General features: G+C 67.7%; 22 protein-coding genes. 13 read left to right on the top strand and 9 right to left on the bottom strand.

The window, feature by feature from the left end:
* The first annotated feature begins 201 nt into the window (after nt 1-201).
* Complete coding sequence (locus C8P69_RS23935) at nt 202-378, top strand: hypothetical protein (RefSeq protein WP_170118294.1); 177 nt, start codon at nt 202-204, stop codon at nt 376-378.
* Between the two features lie 43 nt (nt 379-421).
* On the opposite strand, the gene C8P69_RS18300 is transcribed toward C8P69_RS23935, so the two are convergent.
* Entirely contained in the window at nt 422-1,189 is a 768-nt protein-coding gene (locus tag C8P69_RS18300) for a DUF1223 domain-containing protein (RefSeq protein ID WP_108178889.1), read from the bottom strand.
* 182 nt (nt 1,190-1,371) lie between these two features.
* Entirely contained in the window at nt 1,372-4,092 is a 2,721-nt protein-coding gene (acnA, locus tag C8P69_RS18295; protein ID WP_108178888.1) for an aconitate hydratase AcnA, read from the bottom strand.
* A 181-nt stretch (nt 4,093-4,273) separates the two neighbouring features.
* Here acnA and ccmA point away from each other — a divergent pair, with 181 nt between their 5' ends.
* Entirely contained in the window at nt 4,274-4,897 is a 624-nt protein-coding gene (ccmA, locus tag C8P69_RS18290) for a heme ABC exporter ATP-binding protein CcmA (RefSeq protein WP_108179015.1), read from the top strand.
* Entirely contained in the window at nt 4,894-5,565 is a 672-nt protein-coding gene (ccmB, locus tag C8P69_RS18285) for a heme exporter protein CcmB (RefSeq protein WP_108178887.1), read from the top strand. Before ccmA ends, ccmB begins: the two co-directional genes overlap by 4 nt.
* 31 nt (nt 5,566-5,596) lie before the next feature.
* Here ccmB and C8P69_RS18280 read toward each other — a convergent pair whose 3' ends face one another.
* Nucleotides 5,597-6,205, bottom strand: a complete 609-nt coding sequence (locus C8P69_RS18280) for a glutathione S-transferase family protein (protein WP_108178886.1) — start codon at nt 6,203-6,205, stop codon at nt 5,597-5,599.
* A 157-nt stretch (nt 6,206-6,362) separates the two neighbouring features.
* Here C8P69_RS18280 and C8P69_RS18275 point away from each other — a divergent pair, with 157 nt between their 5' ends.
* The 6 genes from C8P69_RS18275 (at nt 6,363) to rpmF (ending at nt 11,886) form a co-directional block, all read left to right on the top strand.
* A complete protein-coding gene (locus C8P69_RS18275; RefSeq protein ID WP_108178885.1) occupies nt 6,363-7,013 on the top strand; it encodes a J domain-containing protein in 651 nt (216 codons plus the stop codon).
* Between the two features lie 151 nt (nt 7,014-7,164).
* Nucleotides 7,165-8,154, top strand: a complete 990-nt coding sequence (cobS, locus tag C8P69_RS18270) for a cobaltochelatase subunit CobS (RefSeq protein ID WP_108178884.1) — start codon at nt 7,165-7,167, stop codon at nt 8,152-8,154.
* Between the two features lie 20 nt (nt 8,155-8,174).
* Nucleotides 8,175-8,618, top strand: a complete 444-nt coding sequence (locus C8P69_RS18265) for a GNAT family N-acetyltransferase (RefSeq protein ID WP_108178883.1) — start codon at nt 8,175-8,177, stop codon at nt 8,616-8,618.
* Complete coding sequence (gene cobT / locus C8P69_RS18260) at nt 8,615-10,513, top strand: cobaltochelatase subunit CobT (RefSeq protein WP_108178882.1); 1,899 nt, start codon at nt 8,615-8,617, stop codon at nt 10,511-10,513. The genes C8P69_RS18265 and cobT overlap by 4 nt, the downstream gene beginning before the upstream one ends.
* Nucleotides 10,513-11,544 (top strand): esterase-like activity of phytase family protein, encoded by a 1,032-nt coding sequence (locus C8P69_RS18255; protein ID WP_108178881.1) that lies wholly within the window; start codon nt 10,513-10,515, stop codon nt 11,542-11,544. Before cobT ends, C8P69_RS18255 begins: the two co-directional genes overlap by 1 nt.
* Before the next feature lie 150 nt (nt 11,545-11,694).
* The gene (rpmF, locus tag C8P69_RS18250; protein WP_106750512.1) at nt 11,695-11,886 is read left to right on the top strand and encodes a 50S ribosomal protein L32; all 192 of its coding nucleotides are present in this window, start codon (nt 11,695-11,697) and stop codon (nt 11,884-11,886) included.
* Nucleotides 11,887-11,960: 74 nt separating this feature from the next.
* Here rpmF and C8P69_RS18245 read toward each other — a convergent pair whose 3' ends face one another.
* Nucleotides 11,961-12,392, bottom strand: coding sequence for a GlcG/HbpS family heme-binding protein (locus C8P69_RS18245; protein WP_108178880.1), 432 nt, complete (start codon nt 12,390-12,392; stop codon nt 11,961-11,963).
* Nucleotides 12,393-12,614: 222 nt separating this feature from the next.
* Here C8P69_RS18245 and ggt point away from each other — a divergent pair, with 222 nt between their 5' ends.
* Entirely contained in the window at nt 12,615-14,204 is a 1,590-nt protein-coding gene (gene ggt / locus C8P69_RS18240; protein WP_342750207.1) for a gamma-glutamyltransferase, read from the top strand.
* 3 nt (nt 14,205-14,207) lie between these two features.
* On the opposite strand, the gene C8P69_RS18235 is transcribed toward ggt, so the two are convergent.
* Nucleotides 14,208-14,549, bottom strand: coding sequence for a hypothetical protein (locus C8P69_RS18235; protein ID WP_108178879.1), 342 nt, complete (start codon nt 14,547-14,549; stop codon nt 14,208-14,210).
* Between the two features lie 231 nt (nt 14,550-14,780).
* Here C8P69_RS18235 and C8P69_RS18230 point away from each other — a divergent pair, with 231 nt between their 5' ends.
* Nucleotides 14,781-16,511: an EAL domain-containing protein gene (locus tag C8P69_RS18230; protein WP_245902122.1), complete on the top strand. Its 1,731-nt coding sequence runs from the start codon at nt 14,781-14,783 to the stop codon at nt 16,509-16,511.
* 18 nt (nt 16,512-16,529) lie between these two features.
* Here the strand turns inward: C8P69_RS18230 and phaR are convergent, their stop codons facing one another.
* Nucleotides 16,530-17,135 carry a polyhydroxyalkanoate synthesis repressor PhaR gene (phaR, locus tag C8P69_RS18225; protein ID WP_108178878.1) on the bottom strand — a complete coding sequence of 202 codons (606 nt, stop codon included), beginning with the start codon at nt 17,133-17,135 and terminating at the stop codon, nt 16,530-16,532.
* Nucleotides 17,136-17,365: 230 nt separating this feature from the next.
* On the opposite strand from phaR, the gene C8P69_RS18220 reads away from it, so the two are divergent.
* Together C8P69_RS18220 and phbB are read left to right on the top strand one after the other, a co-directional pair.
* Entirely contained in the window at nt 17,366-18,541 is a 1,176-nt protein-coding gene (locus C8P69_RS18220) for an acetyl-CoA C-acetyltransferase (RefSeq protein ID WP_108178877.1), read from the top strand.
* 191 nt (nt 18,542-18,732) lie between these two features.
* Nucleotides 18,733-19,458: a beta-ketoacyl-ACP reductase gene (gene phbB / locus C8P69_RS18215; protein ID WP_108178876.1), complete on the top strand. Its 726-nt coding sequence runs from the start codon at nt 18,733-18,735 to the stop codon at nt 19,456-19,458.
* A 41-nt stretch (nt 19,459-19,499) separates the two neighbouring features.
* Here phbB and C8P69_RS18210 read toward each other — a convergent pair whose 3' ends face one another.
* The 3 genes from C8P69_RS18210 to argJ form a co-directional block, all read right to left on the bottom strand.
* The gene (locus C8P69_RS18210) at nt 19,500-19,688 is read right to left on the bottom strand and encodes a Flp family type IVb pilin (protein ID WP_245902121.1); all 189 of its coding nucleotides are present in this window, start codon (nt 19,686-19,688) and stop codon (nt 19,500-19,502) included.
* Between the two features lie 14 nt (nt 19,689-19,702).
* A complete protein-coding gene (locus C8P69_RS18205; RefSeq protein ID WP_108178875.1) occupies nt 19,703-20,122 on the bottom strand; it encodes a (deoxy)nucleoside triphosphate pyrophosphohydrolase in 420 nt (139 codons plus the stop codon).
* Between the two features lie 77 nt (nt 20,123-20,199).
* On the bottom strand, nt 20,200-21,450 hold the full coding sequence (argJ, locus tag C8P69_RS18200) for a bifunctional glutamate N-acetyltransferase/amino-acid acetyltransferase ArgJ (protein ID WP_108178874.1): 1,251 nt from the start codon (nt 21,448-21,450) through the stop codon (nt 20,200-20,202).
* Nucleotides 21,451-21,461 lie beyond the last annotated feature (11 nt).

Genomic DNA, 21,461 nt, shown 5'->3' with positions numbered 1-21,461 from the left:
CATCGCCACCCATGCCAAGACGCGCATGGATGCGCGCCAATGGTTAAGCAAACATCTCAACCTTCTCTCAACCTCGGCATGGTTGATGACGGTTTGGACAGGAAATGGGACGGGATCATGCCCTGGTATCGTTGTGACGCCCGCGGGGAGACCGACAACGCCGGACCGCGTTTCGCGGCCACGCGTTTCATCGAGGCCGACATGGCTGAAACGGCCGCGCTGAAGGCGCGCCAGAGCCTTGGCCGCGAGCTTGTACGCTTCGGCGTGTCGCCGCTGGAAGCGGAGAAGCATGTGGCGGTGGAGACCGTGCGCCGCATCGACGAGGAGGACGTGCCCGGCATCGTCGCCCCCGACATGGTCTGGCTTCAGCCGGCCTGATGTCGTCGCAATGGGGCGCGGGGCATGGTGCCCCCGCCCGAGGTCAGTGAACGGCGAGACCCGGCAGGTCGATCATCGACGCGCCGAGGATGACGCCGGGACGGCGCTGCGAGCCCGTCTGGACCAGGATCGCCAGCTTCTCGCAATCCGGCGGGACGAGTTCGCGGCGGGAAATCGTCACCGTGCGTGGACCGCCGCCCCATTCGCCGAGATTGGCGTGGGACCGGACGACATTGCGGTAGATCATGGTCTGGCCGCGATTCTCGCCGCGGGTGATGTCCACCGGCTGGCGCGACGAGACGCCGAACAGGAAGATGGTCGCCGGATTCTCCGGGCTGACCCCGTTGATGCTTGCGGGAAGGACCAGCGTGATGGTGTCCCCGGACACCCGCAGGCTCACCGGCACGGACAGCGCACCGGGCTGGCCGCGGCTCTGCTCGGTGACGCGCTGGATGGCGGCACGATCCGAGCCGATGGCGTGACCGACCCCGTTGATGATCATCTGCGGCGTGTAGATCTGCCGGTCGCCGCGCATATAGGCATAAGCCTTCTGGCGCTTGGCGTGGATGGGATTGGCCAGCGTGTCACGCCAGCCAAGATAGTCCCAGTAATCGACGGCGAGAGTGAGGGCGATGACGTCGGGACGATCAGCCATCTCGGCGATGTAACGATCAGCCGGCGGGCAGGACGAGCAGCCCTGGCTGGTGAAGAGTTCGAGCACTGCCGAGGGACGCTGCTGCGCCGAAGCCGGTCCGCCGACAAAGGCGACCATGGCCAGCACGAGCCCCACGCTCCATTTCACAACACTCATCGGAATCCGCCCCGATTTCGCGACCTTGCCGGCCCCGCGGCCCGTCTTTAGGCCTGCCGGCACCGTCAAGGCTACTCACGGTTGGGTGAATGTCCCGCAAACGCCCGTGAGCACCGCCCCTTCCCAAAAGATAACGGCGGCCCGGCAAAAGCCAAGCCGCCGTCGCAGGCGCTTGATCCGTATCAGGCGGCGAGGTCGCGCAGCACGTATTGCAGGATGCCGCCGTTCTTGAAGTACTCGATCTCGTCCAGCGTATCGATGCGGCAGAGGATCGGCACCTTCTTCACCTTGCCGTCGGCGAAGGTGACCTCAGCCTCCATCTTCTGGCGCGGCTTGACCTTCTCGAGACCCTTGATGCTGACCTTCTCGTCGCCCTTGAGGCCGAGGGTGGCCCAGGTGGTGCCCTCCTCGAGGGTGAAGGGGACGATGCCCATGCCGACCAGGTTCGAGCGGTGGATGCGCTCGAAGGACTGGGCAATGACGGCGCGCACGCCGAGGAGGTTGGTGCCCTTGGCGGCCCAGTCACGCGACGAGCCGTTGCCGTACTCGACGCCGGCAAAGACCACCAGCGGCACCTTCTCGGCGCGGTACTTCATGGCGGCGTCGTAGATCGACATCTCCTCCTTCGAGGGATAGTGGATCGTGTAGCCGCCTTCCTTGCCGTTCGGGCCCATCATGTGGTTGCGGATGCGGATGTTGGCGAAGGTGCCACGCATCATCACCTCGTGATTGCCGCGACGGGTGCCGTACTGGTTGAAGTCGGCGACATCCACCTTGTTGTCGATGAGGTACTTGCCCGCCGGGCTCGCCGCCTTGATCGAGCCGGCCGGCGAGATGTGGTCGGTGGTGATCTTGTCGCCGAAGAGGCCGAGGATGCGGGCACCCTCGATGTTGCTGATGGCGCCGGGCTTCATGCCCATGCCGACGAAATAGGGCGGGTTCTGCACATAGGTCGACTTGTCGTCCCAGGCATAGGTCTGGCCGCTGGGGGCCTTCACCTTGGCCCAGTTGGCGTCGCCCTTGAACACGTCGGCATAGCGCTCCTTGAAGAGCTTCTTGGTGACGTTCTTGGCGATGAAGGCGTTGATCTCCTGCGAGGACGGCCAGATGTCGCGCAGATAGACCGGGTTGCCCTTCTTGTCGGTGCCGATCGGCTCCTTGGTGAGGTCCATGGTCACCGAGCCGGCAAGCGCATAGGCGACGACGAGGGGCGGGGAGGCGAGATAGTTCGCCTGCACGTCGGGGGAGACGCGGCCCTCGAAGTTGCGGTTGCCGGAGAGCACGGCCGAGGCGATCAGGCCGCTGTCATTGATGGCCTTGGAGATCTCGGCCGGCAGCGGGCCGGAATTGCCGATGCAGGTGGTGCAGCCGAAGCCGACCAGGTTGAAGCCGAGCTTGTCGAGGTCCTTCTGCAGGCCCGAGTTCGACAGATATTCGGCGACGACCTGGCTGCCGGGGGCGAGCGAGGTCTTCACCCAGGGCTTGGTCTTCAGGCCCTTGGCGATGGCGTTGCGGGCCAGAAGACCCGCCGCGAACAGCACGGCCGGGTTCGACGTGTTGGTGCAGGAGGTGATGGCGGCGATGACTACGTCACCATGGCCGAGGGTGAAGTCCTTGCCCTCGACCTTGACGCGGCGGCCCATCTCGCCCGCCTTCTTGTAGTCCTTCTCCATGGCGTCGGCGAAGCCCGCGCCCACCGCCTCGAGGGCGACGCGGCCCTCGGGACGCTTGGGACCAGCCATCGAGGGCACGACCTCGCCGAGGTCGAGCGACAGCGTGTCGGTGAAGACCGGATCGCGCGAGCCCTTGGTGCGGAAGAGGCCCTGCGCCTTCGAATACTTCTCCACCAGCGCGATGCGGGCGGACTTGCGGCCCGAGGTGGTGAGGTAGTTCAGCGTCTCGTCATCGACGGGGAAGAAGCCGCAGGTGGCGCCGTATTCGGGGGCCATGTTGGCGATGGTGGCGCGATCGGCCAGCGTCATGTTGTTGAGGCCGGGGCCGTAGAACTCGACGAACTTGCCGACGACGCCCTTCTTGCGGAGCATCTGGGTGACGGTCAGCACGAGGTCGGTGGCGGTGACGCCCTCCTTGAGCTTGCCCGTGAGCTTGAAGCCGATGACCTCGGGCAGCAGCATGGACTGCGGCTGGCCGAGCATGGCGGCCTCGGCCTCGATGCCGCCGACGCCCCAGCCGAGAACGGCAAGGCCGTTGACCATGGTGGTGTGGCTGTCGGTGCCGACCAGCGTATCGGGATAGGCGATCTCGACGGTCTCGGTGACGGTCTTGCCGCGGACGGTCTTCTTCACCTTCTCCTTCTTCGTCCAGACGGTCTGGGCGAGGTACTCCAGGTTCACCTGGTGGCAGATGCCCGTGCCGGGCGGCACGACGGAGAAGTTCTTGAAGGCCTGCTGACCCCACTTCAGGAAGCGGTAGCGCTCGCCGTTGCGGGCATACTCGAGGTCGACGTTCTTCTTGAAGGCCTTGGGCGAACCGAACTCGTCAACGATGACCGAGTGATCGATGACGAGGTCGACAGGGACGAGCGGATTGATCTTCTGCGGGTCGCCGCCGAGGGCCTTCATGGCATCGCGCATGGCGGCAAGGTCCACGACCGCCGGCACGCCGGTGAAGTCCTGCATCAGCACGCGGGCCGGGCGGAAGGCGATCTCCTTGCCGGCCTTGCCCTTGTCCTTGATCCAGGCGGCGACCGCCTCGATGTCGGCCTTGGTGACGGAGCGGCCGTCCTCGGCGCGCAGCAGGTTCTCGAGCAGCACCTTCATGGAGAAGGGCAGGGCCGAAATGCCGGCAAGGCCGTTCTTCTCGGCCTCCTTCAGGCTGAAATAGACGTAGGACTTGGTGCCGACCTTGAGCGTCTTGCGGGCCTTGAAGCTGTCGAGCGACATGAAGCGGTGATCCCCTCGATGTGAGGCCGTCGACGCGCCCGGACAGGGAATGTCGGACGAAGCGGAAGACGCGGCGGCCGTTCGGCCGCGTTATAGAGGGATTCCAATCAGCCCGCCATATGGTTAGAAGCGCATATCGCCTCTCGCGGGTCACCCTTTCGTCGCGTAGGAATGCGGCATGTTGCGCCTCATCGCCGATGCCCTGACCTGCCAGCGCGGCGGCCGCGTCGTCTTCTCCCATCTCAGCTTCACCGTGACCTCGGGAGAGGCCGTCCAGGTCACCGGCCCGAACGGCGCCGGCAAGTCGAGCCTCCTGCGCCTGATCGCCGGATTGGTGCGCGCCGAATCGGGCCGGCTGGTTCTCGAGGGCGGCGACCCCGAGGCCTCATTGGGGGAGCAGTGCCACTATTGCGGCCACCAGGACGCCTTCAAGGGTTCGCTGACGGTCGCCGAGAACCTGGCATTCTGGACCGATTTCCTCGGCGGCGGCGGCATTGCGGCACCCGCCGCGATGGAGCGGCTCGGCATCGCTCATCTCGCCGATCTGCCGGCTGGCTATCTCTCGGCAGGACAGCGTCGGCGTCTCGCCCTCGCCCGTCTGCTGACCGTCAGCCGGCCGGTCTGGCTTCTCGACGAGCCTACAGCGGCGCTCGATGTCACGAGTCAGGCGGTCCTCGCCAGCGTCATGGCCGAGCATGTCGCCACCGGCGGCATCATCCTCGCCGCCACGCACGGACCGCTCGGCCTGCCCGTGCGCGACCTGTCACTCGGCCGCGCCGCTCCCGCCGCACCGGTCGCCGCATGAGATCGCCCCTCGCCGCCGTTTTTCGCCGCGACCTCATGCTCGCCACCCGAATCGGCGGCGGCGCCATGGTGGGCGTCGTCTTCTTCCTGGCGGTGGTGACCATCGTGCCCTTCGGCGTCGGGCCGGACATGAACCTGCTCGCCCGCATCGGTCCGGCCATCCTGTGGATCGGCGCGCTGCTGGCGACGCTGCTCGGCCTCGACAGGATCTTCCAGGCCGATGCCGATGACGGCTCGCTCGACATCATGATGATGGGCCAGACGCCTCTGCCCCTCGTCATCGCTGCCAAGGCCGCGGCCCACTGGCTCGCCACCGGCCTGCCGCTGGTGGCGGCGGCGCCGCTGCTCGGCCTCTTCCTCAACGTGCCGCTGGAGGCGATGGGCGCCGTGGCGCTGACGCTGGCTGCCGGCACGCCGGCGCTCAGCCTCATCGGTGCGGTCGGCGCTGCGCTGGCGGTAAGCCTCAGGCGCGGCGGCCTGCTCATGGCCATCCTCGTCCTGCCGCTCACCATCCCCGTGCTGATCTTCGGAGTCGCGGCAACGACCTCGGTGATCGTCGGGCCGCTGCCCTTCGGACAGCCCTTCGCCATCCTCGTTGCGCTGTCGCTCATGAGCCTCGTGCTCGGGCCGGTCGCCGCCGCGGCTGCCCTGCGCTTCGGGCTCGAGTGAGGCCGGACGGGTCCGGCCCCTCGCCTGAGCCTCAGCTCTTCGGCGCCGTCTGCTCCCAGGCCGCCGGCATCTGCGCGACAAAACGGTCCAGCCAGGCGACGAGGCTGGGATGGGTCTTGCGCCAGGCGCCCTCGAACCGGATGTCCTGATAGCCGAGCGCGCAGGCCAGCGTGATGGTGCCGACAGTGACGGCGAGCGCCGGGGGAGCGGCTTCCAGCGCCGCCATGGCGCGCTCGACCTTGCCACGCTGGTGGGCGACCCACTTCTCCGAGCGCGCAGCCTCCTCGTGGAACATCGCCTCGTAGCGGGTGAGAATGAGCGCATCCATGATGCCGTCGGCCAGCGACTGCAGGGTCAGCGCGGCGATGCGCGCCTTCGGCTCGGCGGGGAGGATGCGGCCGCCGCCGGCGAGGAGGTCGAGGGCCTCGAGGATGACGCGGCTGTCATAGACGACCGTGCCGTCCTCCTGCACGAGGGCGGGGATCTTGCCGAGCGGGTTGGCGCGGCGGATCGGATCCTCCGGGTTCATCGTGTCGGTGCCGACGACCGTGACGCGGTCCATGAGCCCGAGATGCAGGAGCGCCAGCTTCACCTTGCGGCCGAAGGGCGAGAAGGGCGAGGAGTGCAGCGTCAGGGCCATGGCGGCGTTTCCCGGTACCAGTCTTGTTGAGGCGCGGACCCTGCACAGGCCGTCGCATGGCGGTCAAGAGGCGGTGACGGAGGGGCCCGGCGCGCCTGCTCGCCTTGCCGCGACGCACCCTGGACCCCATAATCGGCGCTTCGCTTCGCATGGCTCCATGAAGACCGACTCACCCTATTTCGATCGCATCCGGGTCAAGCCCGAGGACGACCGGCGCGCCCGTGCGCGGCCCGGAACGCGGGTCTGCGCCCATCCGAACTGCGACCTCGAGGCGACCCATCGCGCACCGCTCGGCCGCGACCGCGAGGGCGAGTTCATCTGGTTCTGTCTGGACCACGTGAAGGAATATAACGCCAGCTACAACTACTTCGCCGGCATGAACGACGCCGCGGTCGCCGCCTATCAGAAGGATGCGCTGACCGGCCACCGGCCGACCTGGAGCATGGGCGTCAATTCCTGGACGAAGGAGGGTCGCAGGCCCGAGCCGCGTGCCTCGGCCGGCACCGGGGCGGGATTCGACCCCCGCAAGGGCGCCGACCCCTTCGGCCTGTTCGAGGATGCGGAATGGCGCCAGCCGGGCGCGCGGGCTCCCGAGCCCGAGGGGCGGATGATCCGCAATGCCGAGCGCAAGGCGCTGAGCACCCTCAATCTCGACATTCACGCCACTGCGGCCGAGATCAAGGCGCGGTTCAAGGAACTGGCGAAGCGACTCCACCCCGATTCCAACGGGGGCGATCGTTCGCACGAGGACAAGCTGCGCGAGATCATCCAGGCCTACAACTACCTGAAATCCGTCGGCTTCTGCTGATACGGGCCGCTCTGTCGATCGGACGCATCAGAATTTCGAATGGCATTCCCGCGAAGGGCACCCTTCCGGGCGCGCGCGACGATCTGGTAAGGTCGCCGCCGATCGTGAAGACAAGTCACGCTGCGCCGGGCGCGGCATCGGAGGTTCTTTCGTGACAGTGCAGACCGACAAGGTGTCCGGCGTCCCGGATACGACCCTTTCCGTGCGTCAGACGTTCGGCATCGATTCCGACATGCAGGTCCCGGCCTTCGCGGCCGGCGGCGACCATGTGCCGGACCTCGATCCCGACTACCTGTTCGACAAGCCCACCACGCTCGCCATCCTCGCCGGTTTCGCCCACAACCGCCGCGTCATGGTCTCGGGCTATCACGGCACCGGCAAGTCGACCCATATCGAACAGGTCGCCGCCCGCCTCAACTGGCCCTGCATCCGCGTCAACCTCGACAGCCACGTCTCGCGCATCGACCTCGTCGGCAAGGACGCGATCGTGCTGAAGGAGGGCAAGCAGGTCACCGAATTCCGCGACGGCATCCTGCCCTGGGCCTACCAGCACAATGTCGCGCTGGTCTTCGACGAGTACGATGCCGGCCGCCCGGACGTGATGTTCGTCATCCAGCGCGTGCTGGAATCCTCGGGCCGCCTCACCCTGCTCGACCAGAGCCGGGTCATCCGCCCTCATCCCGCCTTCCGCCTCTTCGCCACCGCCAACACGGTCGGCCTCGGCGACACGACGGGCCTCTATCACGGCACGCAGCAGATCAACCAGGCGCAGATGGACCGCTGGTCCATCGTCACCACGCTGAACTACCTGCCGCACGACAACGAGGTCGGCATCATCCTCGCCAAGGCCAAGAGCTTCGCCAAGACGGCCGAGGGCCGCGACCAGGTGAACAAGATGGTGCGCGTGGCGGACCTCACCCGCAACGCCTTCATGAACGGCGACCTGTCGACGGTCATGAGCCCGCGCACCGTGCTGACCTGGGCGGAGAACGCCGACATCTTCAAGGATATCGGCTTCGCCTTCCGCCTCACCTTCCTCAACAAGTGCGACGAGCTGGAGCGGGCGCTGGTCGCCGAGTTCTACCAGCGCTGCTTCGGCCAGGAGCTGCCGGAGAGCGCCGTCAACGTGGCGCTGAGCTGAGGGTCGGCGGAGGAAACACCATGGCCGGCCCGACGATCCCATCGCAGGCCGGCCTGGTCGTCACCGCCGAAACCCGCGTGGCCGAAACGGCCCGCGCGGTCGTTCGGGGCCTCACCGCCTACAACACGTCCAGGGCCGGGCCATCGAAGTGGAAGCGCTTCGCGGTCTCGGTGCGCAAGGACGGTGTCGTCCGCGGCGGCATCGTCGGCTCGACCATGTGGAACTGGTGCTTCATCGAACTCCTGTGGATCGATGAGGCGCTGCGCGGCACCGGCATCGGCTCGGAGCTGATGGCCAAGGCCGAAGCGCTGGCGGCCAAGCGCGGCGCACGCCACATCTATGTCGACACCTTCTCCTTCCAGGGAGACGGCTTCTACCAGAAGCTGGGATACGAGGTTTACGGCGAGCTCGGCGATTTTCCGCCCGGCCATCGCCGCATCTGGCTGAAAAAGGATCTTTCGTGAGCTCCAATTCGAAGGCCAAGCCGAACACCAAGGAGAGCCCGACCGAGCCGTTCAAGCGCTCGGTTGCCTCGTGCATGCGCGCCATCGCCCGCCGCGACCTGGAAGTGACCTATGCGCCGGACAAGCCGGGCCTCGCCGGCGACAAGGCGCGCCTGCCCGAGCCGCCGCGCAAGCTCTCGCCCAAGGATGCCGCCATCGTGCGCGGCCATGGCGACGCCATGGCGCTGCGCCTCGCGGTCCACAATTCCAAGGTCCATCGCGCGCTTGTGCCGGACGGCCAGGCGGCGCGGGCGATCTTCGAGGCGGTGGAGAATGCCCGCATCGAGGCCATCGGCTCCAACCGCATGGCCGGCGTCGCGCAGAATCTGACCGCGCGGCTGGAAGACCACTACCACCGCATGGGCAAGTACGAGGAGATCACCGACAAGGCGGATGCGCCGCTGGAGGATGCCCTTGCCCTGATGGTGCGCGAAAGGCTGACCGGCCAGACCGCCCCCGCCAATGCCGCGAAGATCGTCGACCTGTGGCGCGACACGATCGAGGCCAAGGCCGGCAAGAACCTCGAGGCGCTCGTCGGCCTCGAGCACAACCAGCGCGCCTTCGGCAAGGCGGTGCGCGACCTCCTGACCTCGCTCGACATGGGCGACGAGCAGGGCCGCTCCGACGACGATCAGGACGACGACAACTCCGAGAGCCAGGAGCAGGAGAGCCCGGAATCGGGTGAGAGCCCGGACAGCCAGGACGAGGAATCCTCCGAAGGCATGCAGATGGACGAGGCCGAGGAGATGGCCGACGAGGCGCCGGACGGCGCCCAGGAAGCCTCCGAGGCCGAGACCGCCGAACTCCCCGACGAGAACGATCTCGGCGATGCGGACGATGCCAGCGAGCCGTGGCGGCCGAAGAGCCAGCCGGCGGAGCGCAAGGGACCGGAATACAAGCCCTTCACGGCCAAGTTCGACGAGATCATCGATGCGCCGGACCTCTGCGATGCGGAGGAGCTGGACCGGCTGCGCGCCTATCTCGACAAGCAGCTCTCGCATCTGGGCCCGGTGGTGGCGCGGCTTGCCAACCGCCTGCAGCGCCGCCTGATGGCGCAGCAGAACCGCTCGTGGAACTTCGACCTGGAAGAGGGCATCCTCGACCCGGCCCGCCTGCCGCGCGTCATCATGGACCCGATGGCGGCGCTCTCCTTCAAGCAGGAGAGCGACACGAATTTCCGCGACACGGTCGTCACCCTGCTGCTCGACAATTCGGGCTCGATGCGCGGCCGCCCCATCACGGTGGCGGCCACCTGCGCCGACATCCTCGCCCGGACGCTGGAGCGCTGCGGCGTGAAAGTCGAGATCCTCGGCTTCACCACCCGCGCCTGGAAGGGCGGCCAGTCGCGCGAGCACTGGCTGCAGAACGGCAAGCCGGCCAATCCGGGCCGCCTCAACGACCTGCGCCACATCATCTACAAGGCGGCGGACGCCCCCTGGCGGCGCGCGCGCAAGAATCTCGGCCTGATGATGCGCGAGGGCCTGCTCAAGGAGAACATCGACGGCGAGGCGCTGGACTGGGCGCACAAGCGCCTGCTCGGTCGCTCCGAGCAGCGCAAGATCCTGATGATGATCTCGGACGGCGCCCCGGTGGATGATTCAACCCTGTCCGTGAACCCGGGCAACTATCTCGAACGCCACCTGCGCTGGGTGATCGAGGAGATCGAGACCCGCTCGCCGGTGGAGCTCATCGCCATCGGCATCGGCCACGACGTGACGCGCTACTATCGCCGCGCCGTCACCATCGTGGATGCGGAGGAGCTGGGCGGCGCCATGACCGAGAAGCTCGCCGAGCTCTTCGACGACGACGCCGCTGGCGCCGGCACCGCATCGGCCCTGCGCGGTCGCGCCGCCTGATGCGCGTCGCCACGCGGCGCCACGTCCTTGGCCTTGCCGGCGGCGCCCTGGCGCTGCCGGTCGTGGCGCGCCCGGCGGCGGCGCGCACGCCGGTGCCCTCGGCGCCCGTCGATGTCACCATCCGCTCGTTCCCGATCAATGCCTTCATGCCGCGCGACGCGGCGAAGACCGAGTTCGGCGCCTTCACCTATCGAGGCGGTCTGGAGCTGCAGTCGGACTATCGCGGCTTCGGCGGCCTGTCGTCGCTGCGCATGGACCCGACCGGGCGGCGCCTTACCGCCATTTCCGACCAGGGACAGTGGCTCACCGCGACGCTGGACATGGAGGGCACCCGCCCCTCGGGCCTGTCGCAGGCGCGCATGGCGGCGATCCTGGGTCCCGGTGGCCGGCCGCTGGCCGAGACCGGCAACTGGGACACCGAGAGCCTCTGGATCGAGGGCGGCACGGCCTATGTCGGCGTCGAGCGCACCCACCGCATCTTCCGCTTCGACACGTTCGGCCGCGATGGCGTCCTTGCCCGCGGCGTGGCGCAACCGGTGCCCATGGGCTCGGAACGGATGCCGGGCAATCGCGGCATCGAGGCGCTCGGCATCCTGCCGCGGCCCTCAGCCCTGGCCGGAACGCTCTGCGCCATCTCGGAGCGGGCGCTGAACGCCGCCGGCGACATCCGCGGTTTCCTGATCGGCACCGGCCCGGCGCGCGAATTCGCGGTGAAGCGCACCAATGATTTCGACGTCACCGATCTGGCCTTCCTGCCCGGCGGTGACATGCTGCTGCTGGAGCGCTGGTTCTCGGCCTGGCGCGGCGTGGCCTTCCGCATCCGCCGCATCGAACTCGCCACCATCCGCGCCGGAGCGACAGTGGACGGGCCGATCGTGCTGTCGGGCGACATGTCGGCGCAGATCGACAATATGGAGGGCATCGCCACCCATCGGAGCGCCGAGGGCGAGACCATCGTCACGCTGTGCTCGGACAACAATTTCTCGTTCCTGCAGCGGACGCTTTTGCTGCAATTCGCCTATCGGGCGTAACGGGCCGCGGGACCGGGGCCGTCACGCCTGATTCACAAAATGGGCGGCGGGCACTGGCATGGCCGCCCGAAAGCGTGTATAGGCCCGCGTCTCACGATTTCGCCTATCGCCCGGGGGGCTTCCTCCTGCGGCCCGCCAGAAGAGAGTTCCATGGCCGTTCCGAGAAGAAAGACGTCGCCCTCGCGTCGCGGCATGCGCCGCTCGCACGATGCCCTCGTTGCCCCGACCTATGTCGAGGACAAGGACTCGGGCAACCTGCGCCGCCCCCACCATGTCGACCTCAAGACCGGCATGTATCGCGGCAAGCAGATCCTGAAGCCGAAGACCACGACCAACGACTGATCGCATCCGATCGTCGGGAATGAAAAAGGCCGGTCCAGCGACCGGCCTTTTGTTTTGCACCCGGCGTGACCGGCTCACTCGCCGGTGTCGGCCTTGAGGCCGGCGGCGGCGATGCCGGCCAGCGCGCAGACCTCGTCATTGTCCGAGGTGTCGCCGGAGACGCCGACCGCCCCGAGCAGAACGCCCTCGGCATTGCGGATCAGCACCCCGCCCGGCACCGGCGTCAGGCGGTCGCGGGAGAGGCCGCCAAGGGCGCCGATGAAATGCGGCCGCTCCTTGGCCATGCGCTCCAAAGCACGTCCACCGACGCCGACCGCGACGCAGCCGAAGGCCTTGCCGTGAGCGATATCCGGCCGCAGGAGGGCGTTGCCATCCTCGACCAGGGTCAGGCGGACGGAGCCACGGGCGTCGACGATGACGATGCCGAGGGGCTTCATGCCCTTTTCGCGGCCCGTGGCGAGGGCGGTGTCGGCGATGATGCGGCAGGTGGCGAGGGTCAGGCTCATGGGCGTCTCCGGAAGGTCTCTCCTGTCCGGCGGACGGCGCCACTTGCACCCGGTCGCCGCGGGCTTGCGACAAGCCCTGCATTCCGTGCACAAGCACGACCCGCCGGGGTCGTGGCAGGCCGCCCGGATTTTGTGTTACCGGTAGAACAAGAATGCGGCCCTGCCGCCGGTGATGGCAGTTTTTGGGCCCGGGCGAAAGACCCGCGGCAGGAGGAACCTCCCTTGACCTATCCGATGCGCGACTTCCACGGCCCCGCCCGCTCCTCGGCCTATGCGACCGAGGCCATGGCGGCGACGTCCCATCCGCTCGCCACCGCTGCCGCCATCGACATCCTGAAGGCCGGCGGCACCGCGGCGGACGCCGCCATCGCCGCCGTCGGCGTCATGGCCGTTGTCGAGCCCCACATGACCGGCATCGGCGGCGACTGCTTCACCCTCATTTCCAAGCCGGGCAAGTCGATCTGGGGCTATAACGGCTCCGGGCGCGCCGCGAAGGCTGTGACCGCCGAGAAGCTGCGCTCAGCCGGCCTCACCTCGGTGCCGACCGACAGCGTCCATGCCATCACCGTGCCCGGCGCGGTCGAGGCCTGGGAGACCATCCTCAGGACGCACGGCCGGTTCGACCTCGGCCGCGTGCTGCAGCCGGCGATCCGCTACGCCAAGGAGGGTTGGCCGGTGACGCCGCGTGTCGCCTTCGACTGGCCGACCGATGCGGCCGCCCTGGCCAAGGACGCCGGCGCTGCCCGCCATTACCTCAAGGACGGCCGCGCGCCGACCGCCGGCGAGCGCATGACCAGCGCCGCGCTGGGCGCGACGCTCGAGGAGATCGCTGCCAAGGGCGCCAAGGGCTTCTACGAGGGCCGCGTCGCCGAGGACATCATCCGCACCACCAAGGCCAAGGGCGGCTTCCTGGAGCTCGAGGACCTCGCCAGCCATCGCGGCACGGTCGAGACGCCGGTGATCGGCGACTACAAGGGCGTCGGAGTCGCCGAGCTGCCGCCGAACGGCCAGGGCATCACCGCCCTGATCATCCTCAACATCCTTGAGCAGTTCGACGTGAAGGGCATGTCCCCGACCTCGCCAGAGCGGCTCCATATCGGCATCGAGGCGGCCCGCCTCGCCTACTCGCTGCGCGACAGCCACATCGCCGACCCCGCCGCGATGAAGGTGACGGTCGAGCAGCTCATCTCCAAGGACTTCGCCAAGGTGCTGGCGAAGATGATCGACCCGGCCAAGCGTACGCCGCGCCTCGTCCCGCCGCCGCCCGGCACCAACACGATCTACTGCTCCATCGTCGATCGCGACCGGATGGCTGTGTCGTTCATCAACTCGATCTTCCACCATTTCGGCTCGAAGATCTGCACGCCCGAGACCGGCATCCTGCTGCAGAACCGTGGCGCCAGCTTCAACGTCAACGATGACCACCCGAACTGCATCGGGCCCGGCAAGCGGCCGATGCACACGATCATTCCGGCGATGATGCTGGAGAAGGGTGAGGTCACCTGCTCCTTCGGCGTGATGGGCGGCAGCTACCAGTCGTCGGGCCATGCCCACGTCGTCTGCAACACGGTCGATTACGGGATGGACCCGCAGCAGGCGATCGACTCGCCGCGCGCCTTCTTCGAGGGCGAGAAGACCACCGTCGAGCCGACCTGGCCGGCCGCGACCATCGAGAAGGTCCGCGCCATGGGCCATGACGTCGACATCACCGTGAAGCCGATCGGCGGCGGCCAGATGATCCGGATCGAGAAGTCGGGCTTTCTGGTCGGTGGCTCGGACGCCCGCAAGGACGGCCTGGCGCTCGGCTACTAAGCCTCAGGCGTCGCGGCGGATGATGACGCCCGTCGCAGTGGGCTGTGCGGCGGGGTCAGCGGCGAGATAGCGCGCATCGACCTCCTGGCGCTCGGCCTGGCGGCGGCGCGGCACGTCCGCGAGCTTGAGCCGGTTGGCGAGCAGCTGGGCGATGAAGGAGGCTGCCGGGCGGATGGTCGGCCGGTCGCTGACCAGCGGCTCGTGCCTTTCGGTCGGCACCGGCAGGCGCTCCACCAGCGCGGCGAAGGCGGCACCCTCGGAAGACGCGCGGTGCGGGACGTTGCGCTCGTCGCGGCGCTGCCAGCGAAGGCTGTCGCTCGAAGAGGCGGGCCGGATCGTCGTCATGTGCCACTCCCGGTCAATCGGCGGCCGCGCCGCTTATCGATGATGGCAGGGTCGCAACCCGCGTGCCGGGGCGGCTGTTCCAGACTGGGACAGGCGGCAGGACTTTGTTTGCGACCATGTGCTTCCCTAACGGAATTGCGATTCCGAAGCGCATGATCGGCCGGTTTCAAAAGGTTTCCTTCACCCTTTTGCGGCCAGATGTCGGCCAACGGTTCGCAGAAGGCCAAACCCGTGCCCGCCCAGGACATGACCCCCTCCGACAGCGTTGCACCAGACGCCTCAAGCACCCCGGCCCAGGACATCCTGTCGTCGGTCGGCACGGCCACTTACGAATGGGCGATCCCGGCGGACCGGCTGGCCTGGAGCGACAACGCCGCGAACGTGCTCGGTGTGGAGGCGCGCCAGCTCGGCAGTGGCCGCGCCTATGCCCAGCTCATGACGCCCGACTCGCCCGCCGGCCGCTACGAGGCGGTGGTCAATTCGCCCCATGTCGATCGCGGGGAGGGCGTTGCCTACGCCATCGAATACGCCATTCGCACCGCTTCGGGCGACGTGCATTGGGTGGAGGATTCTGGTCGCTGGTTCGCGTCGAGCGATGGCCGCCCGCTCCATGCCCACGGCGCGGTGCGCATCATCACCGAGAGCTACGAGACACGCCGCCGGCTGATCGAGGCGAGCGAGTTCGACCCGCTCACCGGCCAGCTGTCGCGTCATCGCTTCTGCGAGGTGCTGGAGGACGCGCTGCAGGACGCGGTGAAGGTGCGGGGCTCCATGGGCCTCATCATCGCCGCCATCGACAGTCTCGCCCACATCAACGAGGCCTATGGCTTCGACGTTGCCGACGAAATCATCGCGGCGGTGGGCAAGCGCATCCGCTCGCGCCTGCGCGGCGGCGACCTCCTCGGCCGCCTGTCGGGCAACAAGTTCGGCATTCTCATGCGGTCCTGCCAGCCGGAGGAGATGGAGACCGCCGCCGAGCGCATCCTCAACGCCGTGCGCGACGACGTCTTCCTCACCCGCGCCGGGCCGGTGGCGATCACGGTGACCCTTGGCGGCATCGTTGCCCCGCGCCATGCCGAGACGCTGGCCGCCATGATGGGCCGGGCACAGGAGGCGCTCGACGGGATCAAGGCGCGCCGCTGCGGCGCCTTCCAGATCTATGCCCCGAGCCTTGAGCGCGAGCGCGCCCGCCGCGAGAACCTGCGCATCACCGACGAGATCGTCTCGGCGCTGAACGACCGCCGGATCAGCCTCGCCTTCCAGCCGATCGTCACGGCGGGATCCGAGCGGCGCACCGCCTATTACGAGTGCCTGCTGCGCATCCGTCGGGCCGACGGCTCCCTGCTGCCGGCAAGCGCCGTGGTGCCGCTCGCCGAGAAACTCGGCCTCGTCCGCCTTGTCGATGCGCGGGTGCTGGAGCTCACGATGGCCGAGCTCATCGCAGCGCCCGACCTCCGGCTGTCGGTCAATGTCTCGCCGGCGACCACCATGGACCTCACCTGGCTGCGCGCGCTGGAGGCCTATCAGCGGACCCATCCGGGCGCGATCGAGCGGCTCATGGTGGAGATCACCGAGACCTCGGCCATCGCCGATGTCGAGGATACGCGCCGCTTCGTGGCGCGGGTGCAGAGCCTCGGCTGCCGTGTCGCCATCGACGATTTCGGTGCCGGCCACACCTCGTTCCGCAACCTCCGCAAGCTCGGCATCGATTGCGTGAAGATCGACGGCGCCTTCGTCGCAAGTTTCCAGTCGAGTGCCGACGATCGCCACTTCGTCCAGACGCTGCTGGATCTCGCGCGCCACATGCAGCTGACGACCATCGCCGAATGGGTGCCCAACGAGCAGGTCGCCCAGGTGCTGGCCGATCTCGGCTGCCACTATCTCCAGGGCGACCATACGGGCCCCGCCAGCGAGGATCGTCCCTGGGTCCCCGTGGCGCCGGCCCTGGCGAAGAGCGCCTGAGCCGGCTTCAGGCCGCGCTCACTTGCGCGAGAGGCTGTCGATCTTCTTCTGCATCGCCGCGAGCTGGCTCTTCAGCTCATCGAGATCGCCGGCGGCGGGCGCCGCTACCGGAGCCGGAACGGGATTCTCGCCGGCCGGCTTGGCATCGGTGACAGGCTCGCCATCCTCGCGCCGGGCGAAGGGCGAGAACATGGCGAAGGCCTTCTCGAACAGATCCATGTTGCGGCGGATATGCTGCTCGAAGGGGGCCACCAGCGGATTGACCCCGAGGGCCGAGGAGAGCTGATTGCGCAGCTTGTCCTGTTCGCGCGACAGCGTGTCGATGGACAGCTCCAGATAGCGCGGCACGAGCAGCTGCATGGAATCGCCATAGAAGCGGATCAGCTGGCGCAGGAACGAGACCGGCAGGAGGTTCTGCCCGTCCTTGTTCTCCTGCTCGAAGATGATCTGGGTCAGGACGGAACGGGTGATGTCGTCCCCCGTCTTGGCGTCATAGACGAGGAAGTCGTCGCCCGCCTTCACCATCGACGCGAGATCCTCCAGCGTCACGTAGGTGGAGGTCCCCGTGTTGTAGAGCCGGCGGTTCGCATATTTCTTGATGGTGACCGGATCTTTCTTGGCCATCGTTCCCCCTGGTCCCTTTCGGCGCCGTCTCCCCGCGACGCCATGAGACTGTCACGATAGGGGCATTTTGCAACTGCTGCCAAGCTTTTGTGCAATGCCGCTCCGCGTCTCGTCGCGGAAGCCTGCCGCATCAGCAAATGGGCGCGGTTGACAGGTGATCCCTGCCCCGCACAAGGTCAACCCCGACCCGGCCGGGCGAGGATCCGGCGCCATCCACCAGGAGGAATTCCATGTCCGAGGACGTCGTCATCGTCGGTGCCGCCCGTACGCCGGTCGGTTCGTTCAACGGGGCCCTGGCGTCTCTGCCGGCCCACGACCTCGGCGCCATCGCCATCAAGGAGGCGCTGTCGCGCGCCAAGGTCGATCCCGCTGACGTCGACGAGGTGGTGTTCGGCCAGATTCTCACGGCCGGTCAGGGCCAGAACGCCGCCCGCCAGGCAGCGATGAAGGCCGGCATCCCGGCCGAGAAGACCGCCTGGGCACTCAACCAGCTCTGCGGCTCGGGCCTGCGCACGGTGGCGGTCGGCATGCAGCAGATCGCCAATGGCGACGCCAAGATCATCGTCGCCGGCGGCCAGGAGAGCATGAGCCAGGCGCCGCACGTTGCACACCTGCGCAACGGTACCAAGATGGGCTCGCTCGAGATGGTCGACACCATGCTCAAGGACGGCCTGATCGACGCCTTCCACGGCTATCACATGGGCATCACCGCCGAGAACGTCGCGGAGAAGTGGCAGATCACCAAGGACGAGCAGGACCAGTTTGCCGTCGCCTCCCAGAACAAGGCCGAGGCCGCGAAGAAGGCCGGCCGGTTCAAGGACGAGATCGTCCCGGTGACGATCAGCACCCGCAAGGGCGACATCGTCGTGGACACCGACGAGTATATCCGCGATGGCGCGACCGTGGACGCCATGGGCAAGCTGAAGCCGGCCTTCAAGAAGGACGGCACGGTGACCGCCGGCAACGCCTCGGGCATCAATGACGGCGCCGCCGCCATCGTCCTGATGACGCGCTCGGAGGCGGAAAAGCGTGGCCTGAAGCCGCTCGCCACCATCCGCTCCTGGGCGACGGCCGGCGTCGATCCGGCGATCATGGGCACCGGCCCGATCCCGGCCTCGCGCAAGGCGCTGGAGAAGGCCGGCTGGTCGCCGAAGGACCTCGACCTGATCGAGGCCAACGAGGCCTTCGCCGCCCAGGCCATCGCGGTCAACAAGGACATGGGCTGGGATACGTCCAAGGTGAACGTCAATGGCGGCGCCATCGCCATCGGCCACCCGATCGGCGCCTCGGGCGCCCGCGTCCTCGTCACCCTGCTGCACGAAATGCAGAAGCGCGATGCCAAGAAGGGCCTCGCCACGCTCTGCATCGGTGGAGGCATGGGCGTCGCCATGTGCGTCGAGCGCTGAACGGACGTCCGGCCCATCTCTTGCCGGGCGCCGGGAACGGCGCATGGCGATACGCGCTTCGCCGGGAATGGCCGACATTCCCGGCGGGGGCTTCATCTCCCCCGCGATGAAGTGATGGTACAACCCGGCACACAAGATGCCGGGACACGAGAATCGTTTATCCAAGGGAACGCAGAGCGAGGAGTTTGAACATGGCGAGGGTGGCGTTGGTCACGGGAGGCACGCGCGGCATCGGTGCCGCCATTTCCCGGGCCCTGAAGGATGCCGGCTACAAGGTGGCGGCGAATTATGCCGGCAACGACGAGGCGGCGGCTAAGTTCAAGGGCGAGACGGGCATTCCGGTCTTCAAGTGGTCGGTCGCCGACCACGAGGCCTGCGCCGCCGGCATCCGCCAGGTCGAGGCCGAACTTGGGCCGGTGGACGTGCTTGTGAACAATGCGGGCATCACCCGCGACGGCATGTTCCACAAGATGACGCTGCAGCAGTGGCGCGAGGTCATCGACACCAATCTCACCGGCGTCTTCAACATGACCCATCCGGTCTGGAACGGCATGCGCGACCGCAAGTTCGGCCGCGTCATCACCATCTCCTCGATCAACGGGCAGAAGGGCCAGGCCGGGCAGGTGAACTACTCAGCGGCCAAGGCCGGCGACATCGGCTTCACCAAGGCTCTCGCCCAGGAAGGCGCGCGGGCCGGCATCACGGTCAACGTCATCTGCCCCGGCTATATCGGCACGGAAATGGTCGCGGCGATCGATCCCGAGGTGCTCAAGACCCGCATCCTGCCGCAGATCCCGGTCGGCCGCCTCGGCGAGCCGGAGGAGATCGCCCGCGCCGTGGTCTTTCTCGCCTCCGAGGAAGCCGGCTTCATCACGGGCTCGACCCTGACCGTCAACGGCGGCCAGTACTTCACCTGAGATGGCCCGGAAGCCGCCGTGCCAGGCGCGGCGGCTTCGCCTCAGTTAAAGGCGCTGGCGATCCTGGCGTAGAGGTTGTTCTGCACGCTGTCGCCCAGCGCGTAGACGATCAGGATAATGACACCGGCAATCCCGCTGGCCACCAGCGCATATTCGATGGCAGTGGCGCCGGAACGGTCCGACGCGAAACGGCGCGCCTGCTCGGTCATGCGGCGAAGGGTGCGAGCCATCCTGGCCTCTCCTGTCAGTCGCGTGCCTCACCCAAGAGTTCGGTGAGGAAGGGGATCAGCGGTTCGTCGGCCGCCGGCATCGGGTAGTCCCTGAGCCTGCCCGGCTTGACCCAGGCGAGCTGCTGGCCCTCAAGGCTCTGGACGGTCCCCTCCCAGCGCCGGCAGACCCACAGCGGCATGAACAGCTGGAAGGTCTCGTAGCGGTGGCTGGCGAAGGTCAGCGGCGCGAGGCAGGGTTCTTCGACACGGATGCCGAGCTCCTCGCGCAGCTCGCGGATCAGCGTCTCTTCCGGCCTCTCGCCCGGCTCGACCTTGCCGCCGGGAAATTCCCAGAGCCCTGCCATCGGCTTGCCTTCGGGCCTTTGCGCCAGCAGGACCCGGCCATCCGGATCGACGAGGGCGCAGGCGGCCACGAAGACGAGCTTCAACGACATGGCATTCCCGTTCTAACGGACAGAAGTTAACGCTTGCCGACGGCGATCCGTGAAACCGTGGGTCGCAATGCCACAGGTCAGGAGCGGTAATCGCCGTTGATGGCGACGTAGTCCTTGGTGAGATCACAGGTCATGACCCGCGCCGTGCCGCGGCCGAGGCCGAGATCGGCGGTGATGGTGATGACGTCCTTCTTCATCACCGCGCTCGCGGCGGCCTCGTCATAGGCCGGATCGCGCTCGCCGTCGCGAGCGACGCGAATGTCGCCGAAGAAGATCGACAGGCGATCGCGCTCGGCCGGTTCGCCGGCCTTGCCAACGGCCATGACCACGCGGCCCCAGTTGGCGTCCTCGCCGGCAACCGCCGTCTTCACCAGCGGCGAATCGGCGATGGATTTGGCGACGCGGAAGGCGGAGGCCGCCGAGACCGCGCCCTTCACGACGACATGGACCAGCTTGCGGGCGCCCTCGCCGTCGCGGGCGACCTGTTCGGCGAGATCGGCGAGCACGGCTTGAAGCGCCTTGCGGAAGGCGGCGAGGCGGCGGTCGCCCGCCTCGGTGATGCGGGGGGCGCCGCGCTTTTCGGCCGCGCCGGTGGCGAACAGCATCAGCGTGTCGGAGGTGGAGGTGTCGCTGTCGACGGTGACGGTGTTGAAGGTGGTCTTCACGCCCTTCGACAGCAGCGCCTGCAGGGCCGGGGCCGCGATGGGGGCGTCGGTGAAGACGAAGGACAACATGGTCGCCATGTCGGGGGCGATCATGCCGGCGCCCTTGGCCATGCCGTTGATGGTCACGGTCACACCACCGATCGTGGCGGTGGCGGTCGCCACCTTGGGGAAGGTGTCGGTGGTCATGATCGCCTTGGCGGCATCGAGCCAGCCCTCGGACTTGCCGGCGGCGAAGGTCTTGTCGAGAACAGCGTCATACTTGGTGGCGTCGAGGGGCTCGCCGATCACGCCGGTGGAGGCGAGGAAGACCTCGGACTGCTTGCAGCCAGCCGCCTTGGCGGCGATCTTCGCCGTCAGCGCCACGGCCTCGCGGCCCTTCTTGCCGGTGAAGGCATTGGCATTGCCGGAATTGACGACGAGAGCCCGGGCCTGGCCACCGGCCAGGTTCGCACGGCACCAGTCGACCGGTGCGGAGGGGCACTTGGACCGGGTGAAGACGCCGGCCACCGTCGTGCCCTTGGCGAGGCCCACGGCGAGGACATCGGTGCGCCCCTTGTAGCGGATACCGGCTTCGGCGGTGGCGAGGGTGACGCCGTCAATCGGCGGCAGGACCGGCACCGTCTTCGGCGCAAGGGGAGAGACGGGGGGCACGAACTTGGCCATGGCGGTTCCTC

The organism is Phreatobacter oligotrophus, from assembly GCF_003046185.1.
Taxonomy (GTDB): domain Bacteria; phylum Pseudomonadota; class Alphaproteobacteria; order Rhizobiales; family Phreatobacteraceae; genus Phreatobacter; species Phreatobacter oligotrophus.
This window is presented reverse-complemented; position numbering and strand designations above follow the sequence as displayed.